Source organism: Microbacterium sp. B19, from assembly GCF_000333395.1.
Lineage (GTDB): Bacteria > Actinomycetota > Actinomycetes > Actinomycetales > Microbacteriaceae > Microbacterium.
In genome coordinates this window covers 1-7,970 of the sequence record NZ_BADA01000337.1, presented here as the reverse complement: position 1 = coordinate 7,970, position 7,970 = coordinate 1, and the positions used below count along the sequence as shown (strand labels likewise).

General features: G+C 69.4%; 7 protein-coding genes and 1 pseudogene. 5 read left to right on the top strand and 3 right to left on the bottom strand.

The genetic code is table 11. The features are described 5' to 3' along the window. Window positions 1-7 precede the first annotated feature (7 nt). On the bottom strand, window positions 8-691 hold the full coding sequence (locus I5G_RS25365) for a hypothetical protein (protein WP_148286484.1): 684 nt from the start codon (window positions 689-691) through the stop codon (window positions 8-10). A 110-nt stretch (window positions 692-801) separates the two neighbouring features. Next, window positions 802-2,481: an ATP-binding protein gene (locus I5G_RS12010; RefSeq protein ID WP_022879273.1), complete on the bottom strand. Its 1,680-nt coding sequence runs from the start codon at window positions 2,479-2,481 to the stop codon at window positions 802-804. Between the two features lie 348 nt (window positions 2,482-2,829). Here I5G_RS12010 and I5G_RS22190 point away from each other — a divergent pair, with 348 nt between their 5' ends. Beyond that, window positions 2,830-4,479, top strand: a complete 1,650-nt coding sequence (locus I5G_RS22190; protein ID WP_148286483.1) for a polysaccharide biosynthesis tyrosine autokinase — start codon at window positions 2,830-2,832, stop codon at window positions 4,477-4,479. Window positions 4,480-4,546: 67 nt separating this feature from the next. On the opposite strand, the gene I5G_RS12000 is transcribed toward I5G_RS22190, so the two are convergent. Next, entirely contained in the window at window positions 4,547-5,908 is a 1,362-nt protein-coding gene (locus I5G_RS12000) for a sugar transferase (RefSeq protein ID WP_239642533.1), read from the bottom strand. A 450-nt stretch (window positions 5,909-6,358) separates the two neighbouring features. Between I5G_RS12000 and I5G_RS11995 the strand changes: the two genes are divergently transcribed. The 4 genes and pseudogenes from I5G_RS11995 to I5G_RS26520 all read left to right on the top strand — a co-directional run bounded on the left by I5G_RS11995 (window position 6,359) and on the right by I5G_RS26520 (window position 7,871). Then, complete coding sequence (locus I5G_RS11995) at window positions 6,359-6,634, top strand: helix-turn-helix domain-containing protein (RefSeq protein ID WP_022879270.1); 276 nt, start codon at window positions 6,359-6,361, stop codon at window positions 6,632-6,634. An 82-nt stretch (window positions 6,635-6,716) separates the two neighbouring features. Further along, the gene (locus tag I5G_RS11990) at window positions 6,717-7,058 is read left to right on the top strand and encodes a hypothetical protein (protein ID WP_148286482.1); all 342 of its coding nucleotides are present in this window, start codon (window positions 6,717-6,719) and stop codon (window positions 7,056-7,058) included. Window positions 7,059-7,223: 165 nt separating this feature from the next. Then, a pseudogene (locus I5G_RS27320) lies at window positions 7,224-7,535 on the top strand (hypothetical protein); the annotation flags it as partial. 135 nt (window positions 7,536-7,670) lie between these two features. Beyond that, window positions 7,671-7,871: a hypothetical protein gene (locus I5G_RS26520; RefSeq protein WP_239642532.1), complete on the top strand. Its 201-nt coding sequence runs from the start codon at window positions 7,671-7,673 to the stop codon at window positions 7,869-7,871. The last annotated feature ends 99 nt before the right edge of the window (window positions 7,872-7,970 follow it).

The following is a 7,970-nucleotide window of genomic DNA, read 5'->3' as shown; positions in this document are numbered from 1 at the left end:
CCGCTCCTCACACGTCGTTTCGGCCTCGATCAAGCCCCACGCGTTGCCAGCCCGGATCGCACTCGCCCGATCCGACACCTCGAGCTGCGGTAAAGACTCTGCAGTTGCGTCTGACCGGTATCGGTGAGACGACCAGCGCACGGGCGATGTCCGCGATCGTCGAGGTGGGGGTGAGCTGGGCCAGCACGACCTGCTCCCGTTTCGTCAGGTGAGGGACACTGACGGAGGAGGCGAAGAAGGAGGCGCGCTCGGATACGCGGTCCCTCGCGCTCGGCGACAGGAGGCGGAGCACGAGCCCGCGATCCTCGGGCGCCACGGCGCTCCACGGACTCCACAGGTCGTGGCGGGCACTGAGCGCCTCCGCTCGTTGAGCAGTGGAACGGTGGGCTGCCGTGCCGTTGAGTCGGACATCGGCGACCATGCTCACCACGAGGCTCTCGAGGGCGGCCCGGGGCGACGAGTCCTGGTGGATGCCCCACTTGACGCTCATCACGTACGCCTCGTGCGCGCGGCCGGCGTACAGCTGAGAGAGCGCGATCGCGGGCGCCGTCGCGCCCGACAGACCGAACGGGCCCTCGAACAGGGCGAGGGCCTTCCTCGCTTGGCGCAGGGCGATGAGGACCTTCGCGCGGGCCGTGAGCAACTGGACCGACTGGAAGTGCGACGGGGGAGTGCTCCGTGTGCGAGCCATCCACGATCGCAGCATTCCGAGGGCGTCCGGGGCGGCGCCCGAGAGGAGGAAGGCGACGGCTTGGATCGACGCCGCGAACGGCCAGAGTTCCCGAGCCCCGCCCGTCGCCGTCATGGAGTCGAGCAGCTCCCGCGCGCCCGCGGCATCCCCGCGTTCGAGTCGGAGCCACGCGTCCGCGAGACGCGTGCCCTCCCCCCACGGCGAGGCGAGCCAGCTGTCCTCCTGGTCGGCGTCGCACAGGACCCCGGCGGCGCGGACGTCGCCCTCGAGGAGCGCCACGATCGCGAGCACTCCCCGCGCTCGCAGCCGCCGCGCGGGAGGTGCCAGAATCTCGACCTGGACAAGCGCGAGAACTGGTGTCGCGATACCTTTCCCATCGCCAGGTGGGTCATCCACACCTGATACCAACCCTCGGCGACGACGTCCTCTGCGAGGGCTGGACACTTGCCGAGGGCATCCACCAGCAGGGATGCGGACTCGGTACGCCAGTAGTCGAATCGCCCGGCGGCGCGCATAAGGCTCGCCCGCATGATGACCGCCTCGATGTGGTGCTGACCGGACGCTTTCGCCTCTGGGAGGCGCCCCAGTGCTCCAACGACAATTCCGGACGTCTCGGCGGATTCCGCCGTCTGTTGGACGACGGCGAGCATACCGTTCCCCGATACAGGATCTAAACCGACGTGGCTGCGGAGCATCTCGGTCAGCGTCGCGAATGCCGAAGCGTCCCGCGCCCAGATCTCCGGGCCCGCTGCCCGCAGAATCGATCCCAGGGTCGACCATTGCCCCGCGTCGACGGCGAGTTGCGCGGCGCGCAGGGGCTCTCCGGCGGCGACGAGGTGATCCAGAAGGCGGAGGCGCGCGTGCTCGACGAGCTCGGGCGCGCCGGCGGTGATCTCGCGGAGCCACTGCGTACGGACCGGTTCGGCGAGAACGAGGCGGGTCGTGCTGGGCCACACGAAGCCGGCGTCCTGCAACTCCGTCAGGAGTTCGCTCGTGGTGCCGGTCGTCGAGTCGATCCCGATCGCGTCCGCGAGCTCGACGTTGATGTAAGGGGCCACGGCGAGCAGACGCACCTCATCGGTGACCGGCGCGGAGAGGTGCGCCTCCATGTCCGCGGTGAGCGCCTCCGCCGCGTAGTCGGCGATGGCCTCGGCTTCGTCTCGCGTGCGCAGGGGGAGCCCCTCCAGACGTAGTCGTGAACTCGCGAGCTGCGCGAGCGCCGGCCACCCGTGCGTCCTTCGCATCAGTACGTCGATGGCGACGTCCGTGGTCTCGATGCCGTTGAGCTCGAGGACGAGGGTGAGTTCTTCCCTCGACATGAGGAGATCCGCAGGCGTGAGCACGTGCACGTCGAATTCCAGGGCGATGAGGGGGCTCTCCAAGCGAGTCACGTGCCGGGTGGCGACGACCACGCGCAACGTGGGATCCGACCGGAGGAGTTCCAGGACCGCGGCGGAGTCGATGCCGGGTCCATCGGTCAGATTGTCCAGGAGCAGAACGTGCTGCGGCGGCCCGTCTCGAAAGGCGGCGGCGACCCGCTCGAGGGTCTCTGAGCCGACCGCGCCCGCATCGAGGAGTTGGATGCCGATTCCCGGGTCGTCCTCCAGGGCGCCGGCGAACTGACGCAGCAGTGCGCTCTTCCCGACCCCGGCGGGCCCCCGCAGGAGGACGACATCGCTCTCCAGAGCCGCGCGGAGCGCGGAGAGAGTGACGGTCCGCGGTGTCCAGAAGCGGCTGGAGCGCCGCGCGGCGCGAGCGGCTGTGGGAGGGGTGTCCAGATCGATCAGCATCGTGTTCTCCAACTCTCAAGACGGTGGTGTCGACGGCCCGGGATCGGGTTGCGGGCGGTGAGGGATGCGCAGGACGGGCGGTGCGCTTCACCCGATCTTTGGGCTGATGTTCGCCCTCGCCTGACCCAAAGGGAGCGGTTTCATCCCCGTCGTCATCCCTCCTTCACCCCACCGACATCACACTTCGCGCGCCCGTCTCACCATCGGGCGACGGTGACCGTTCCCCCTTCGTTTCGCCCGCTCCACGGTCTCCGAGGCGCGTCGAGCAACCCCGCGGGGCCTGCCTAAGCTGCCCACCGGCTCGACGCTCCGAGGCGGGCCGAGGCGAAAGGCGGAACCCGAGTGGACATGCAACGCGTTGTGCGAATCCTGCGCGCGTACTGGAAGACGATCGTCGCCCTGACGATCATCGGGGGGCTGGCCGGCCTGGCATGGAGTGCGCTGCAGCCGCGGGTCTACACGGCTGACGCGAGCGGATACGTCGCCAGTGCGTCGTCCGATGGCTCGACCGGTTCGGCGCTCGCCGGTAACCAGCTCGCGCTGTCCAAGGTGAAGTCCTACATCGACATGGGCTACTGGCGAGACGTTGCCGAGACCGCCCGTGCTGACCTCGGCATCAGCGACAGTCCCGAGTCGCTGGTGGAGCGCGTCCATGTGTCCAACCCGGTCGATACGGTCAACGTTCGCGTCGACGCGACGGGGGCGACGCCGGAGGCGGCCCGAGATCTCGCGCAGGCCTGGCTCCACGGCATGACGGTGCAGGTGGATCAGTTGGAGGCGACCAGCGGGACAAAGGGTGCCGTACGGCTCATCGCGGGTGATTCTGCGCGATTGCCGACCGAGCCGTCCTCGCCGAACATCAAACTCGCCGTCGCTATCGGAGCGATGGTCGGTGCGATTGCGGGTGTGGTTTTCGCACTGGTCCGACGGGCATTCGATCGGAGGGTGAGATCCGCGCGGGACATCTCCGACGCCGTCGACGCCTCGGTGGTCGGTATCCTGCCCGTCGACAAGGAGCTCGCTGCCGGTCGCGCGGTCTTCTCGTTCGACGACATCCGCGACGGCCGTGGATCCTTCGCCCACAAGGAGGCGGTGCGCGAGCTGCGAACCAATCTGCAGTACGTCGATGTGGACCACCCCGCGCGGGTCATGGTCGTCACGAGCCCTCTTCCGGGTGACGGCAAGTCGACGACGGCATCCAATCTCGCCGTCAGCATCGCGGCGACGGGGCAGTCCGTCATCCTCATCGACGCGGACCTGCGTCGGCCGGTGCTGGGTGCGACCTTCGGGTTCTCCGACGACGTCGGACTCTCCGACGTCCTGGCCGGTCGCGCGCGCATCGATCAGGTCGCGCACCAGGTGGATGAGCACGGACGGCTGTTCGTCGTGGCGGCCGGTCGCACGCCGCCGAACCCGAGCGAGATGGTCGGCTCGCAACGGATGCAACAGCTCGCTCGAGGGCTCGCCGACGACATGGTCGTCATCATCGACTCCCCGCCGACGCTCGCCGTGGCCGACGCCGCGGTCATCGCGAGCTGGGCGGACGGCGCGGTGCTCGTCGTCACGGCCGGACGAACCACGGACGACATGCTCGTCCGAGCGGTGGGCAACATCGCCAAGACGCGGGGAAGGCTGCTGGGGGTCGTGCTCAACCGGGTGCCTCTTCGCGGCGTCGATTCGAGTTACTACGGAACGCAGTACGGCGGCTACTACGGCTACGGGGTGCCCGCTTCGGGGGCGGCCCGCACGGTCTGGTGGCGTCGTCTCCTCCACCGCGGTGAGTCCTCGGCGGCCGACACCGGCGAGGCGGCGCCCGGCCCGCGGCGACGTTCGACGGACCTGCCGCCGGACAACGTCAGCGGCCTGCGCACCCTCGCGCAGCGGCGGAACGTTCCGGCACTCCCGGGTGATCCGGGTCGTGAAGGACCGGGAGTCGCCGGTAGCACCCCGGGGGGCGCGCGCGATGACCTGCCGCCCCGCCGACGGCAGCGCGGCTGATCACCGCGCCCGCGGAGAACGTCGAAGGCGCCGGTCCCCTGGGGGGCCGGCGCCTTCGACGTCTGACTCAGTGCGCGGTGTCTCCCGGCGCGAGCACCGCCTTGACCGTCCGGAAGAGGATGACGATGTCTCCCACGAGCGACCAGTTCTCGACGTAGAAGAGATCGAGACGGATCGAGTCCTCCCACGACAGTGCTGAGCGTCCGCTGACCTGCCAGAGCCCGCTCATCCCCGGGCGGACGATGAGACGCCGGCGGGCGTCGTCGTCGTAGAAGGCCACCTCCGCGTCCCGCTGAGGACGGGGGCCGACCAGGCTCATCTGGCCGATGAGAACGTTGATCAATTGCGGGATCTCGTCGAGGGAGTATCTCCGGAGGATTCGGCCGACCGGAGTGATGCGCGGATCGTTCTCGACCTTGAACAGCGGTGTCCCGTCGCGCCCCTGGGCGGCGAGGAGCTCGGGAAGGCGGGCGTCCGCCCCGTCGATCATCGAGCGGAATTTGAACATCCCGAAGTGATTCCCGCCCTGCCCCACGCGCTCCTGGCGGTAGAGGATCGGGCCGGGGCCCGAGAGGCGTACGAGGGTGGCCAGTACCAGCAGCATCGGGCTGAGCGCGACGAGCAGGAACAGGGACCCCACGATGTCGAGTGCCCGCTTGAGCACGCGCTGACGGGTCGAGTACTGCGGAGTCTCGACATGGACGAGGGGGAGACCCGCGACCGGACGGGTATGGATGCGCGGACCGGCGACATCGGTGAGGTTCACCGCGATGATGAGATGCTGCCGTCCGGGCTCCAGACTCCACCCGATTCTGCGGATGTCGTGGGCGTCGAGGTGACCTCCTCCCGTGACGAGGACGCTGTCGGCGTCGAGTTCGTGGAGACGACGCTGGAGATGCCGGGCGTGTGCGTCGTTCCAGGCCTCGGCGTCGTCGGAGGGAACGAGGTGCACACCGACGACGGTGAGCCCAACTCCGGGCTGGCGCACGATCTGTGCCGCCACGCGGGCGTTCTCCTCTGCGCTTCCGACGAGGACGACGCGCGCCGACATGTCGCCGTTCCGACGGCGCGCGGTCAGCCACGAGCGGGCGGCCGTCCGGGTCGCCAGCAGTGCGACCGTCCCGACCGGGAGGCTCAAGAGGAAGTACCCGCGGGAGAGCTCGACCGAGGACAGGTAGGCGATCATGGCGACGAGTCCGAACAGCTGGAGCGACGCGGCGATGACGAGCCGGTGCTCCGCGACGCCGTGTCCGACCACGCGGGGCAAGCGGGTCCCCCACAGCGTGAGCGCCAGGAACCAGGCGACGCACAGTGCTGCCGATACTGTCGTGTAGCCGATCGATGAGGCCCCCACGCCGGGAGGCTGGGGCCCGAGCCAGATCAGCTGGGTTCCGAAGACGGCCCCGGCGATGACGAGGGCATCCGTCACCGCGAGCAGCCGGGCGAACCGCGTTTGCCACGGGCGTCGTCGGGTCGTTCGCGATGGGGTGAAGGTTTTGGTTATGGCTGGTGAAGCCAACGACGAGGTGGCGAGATCCATGGGTCCTCCGCTGATCGGGCTCAGTGGCCGGAGATGATGCGCCTCTGGGCTGGAACAGGAGGCGCGGGGTTCGGGCACTCTGTCATCCGACAGATGCGGGAGAGCGAGGCCTCCATCGGTCGCGAGGGGGGTGAACGGTCGGCGGGAGTCGCTGCCCCGCGGCGTGCTGCTGCTCGGCTGCGCCGATCGTGTCGGTCGGCCTGAGCGGGATCGCCCCGACCGTCACCTGAACGGGATGCCTCGTCACCCCGCGCCGTGTAGGGTGCGCAGCCCGACGCGTTCAGCGCACCGCATGTTTGCATGTTCATGTGCGCGTAGCTGACCGGTCAAGCTGGACGCATGACCGACGTGCCCGATCCCTGGAACGAGTTCGCCCGCGTGTTCGGTGCCCGTCTCCTTCAGGCCCGCGGACAGCGGGGCCTCTCGCAAGAGCATGTGGCCCATGCCGCGGGGTTGGCGACGTTCACCTACCGCAAGCTCGAGCGAGGCGAATCCAACCCCGGCACGCCGGCGAACCCGCGCCTCCGAACGATCGTCTGCCTCGCGGAGGTGTTGGGGATCGGTCTGGCCGACCTGCTTCCGGAGCCCCCGGGAGGCATCGCGCCCGGGCGCTGATGGCGGTGTCGGAGGCTCGTGCTTCACTTCGTCTGTGCCCACCGATGATCGGGTCGCCCTCGCGGGCGATCCGAAGAGAGAGGTGTTCGGCATGAGCGATTCCGATGTCCATCCCCGTTCTGAGGTCGCGCGCTGCGGTTTCGCGTGGTGTACCACGCTGCACGGCAGCACGGTGCATCCCGACGATGAGACGCACCGGAGCGCGGGCATCGCCTTCCCGGCCCGGGTGCGCGGTGTCCATGAGCAGGGCCGCGGGACGGAGGCCGATGTGGAGGTGGGTGTGCTGCGCCGCACGGACGACGCGGACGATTGGCTCGTGATCGAGGTGGGGGGCGGCGGCCTCGCGCTGAGCCTCAGCGGTGCCGCCGAACTGCGACGGATCCTGACGGAGGATCCCGGGATCGGTGGGGCACTGTCGTCCTGAACCCGAAAGGGCGCAGCGCCGTACGGGATTCACCCGCGTTCGCGGCGTTCCGGCTTTCGCGCGGATGGCCGCGCGCATCGGGACGAGCGGCTGAACTGAAGGAGCGCGAAGGTTCCTCGCGCGGTCCAGGAAGGGGCTGTCCTCATCTCTCCCACTTGCACGCGCGTGCTGATCGTGTGCACCGCCAACGCCATCCGGTCTCCGTTTCTCGAGCATCTGCTCCGGGCGCGTCTCTCGGGGACGGGTCTCACTCCTCCCGTCATCGAGAGCGCGGGTTCCGCCGCCCGCCCCGGCCGCGCGGCGGAACCCCGGATCGTCGAGATCGGTCGGGCTCACGGCCTCGACATCCACGCCCATCGGACGCGCCGACTCGATGAACGCATGCTCGCGTCCGGGGTGACGGTCCTGTGCGCGGCGGCGATCCATCGGCGCACAGTGCTCGATATGCGCCCGGACCTCCTGGACACGACCTTCACCGTCCGGGAGTTCGCCCGTCTTCTGAGTGAGCAGACTGATCCGCGGGGAATCCGTGGCGACTGGGGTGCGCTGGCGGAGGCTGCCGCGCGACTCCGTTCCCGCCCGCGGAGAGGCGCTGCGGGCGACGATGACCTCGTGGATCCCATCGGAGCACCCACCGAGGTGTGGGACGAATTCGAGCGGAACGCGGTGGAGGCAGTCGAGGGCATCGTGCACCACGCGGTGCGCCTCCTCCGTCCGAGCGGTCAGACCGCCCGCATCGACCCGCCACCGCAGACGCGACGCGAATGGCGGGCAGCGCGCACTCTGCTCGATTCTCCGCAGACGCCGCGGTGACGACCGTTCGTCAGCGGCTCGGGGGTGCATGCATTCGGTGAAGGCGGCGCGCCACCGAGAGCCCCACCGCGCCGATGACGCCACCGACGGTGTTGGCGG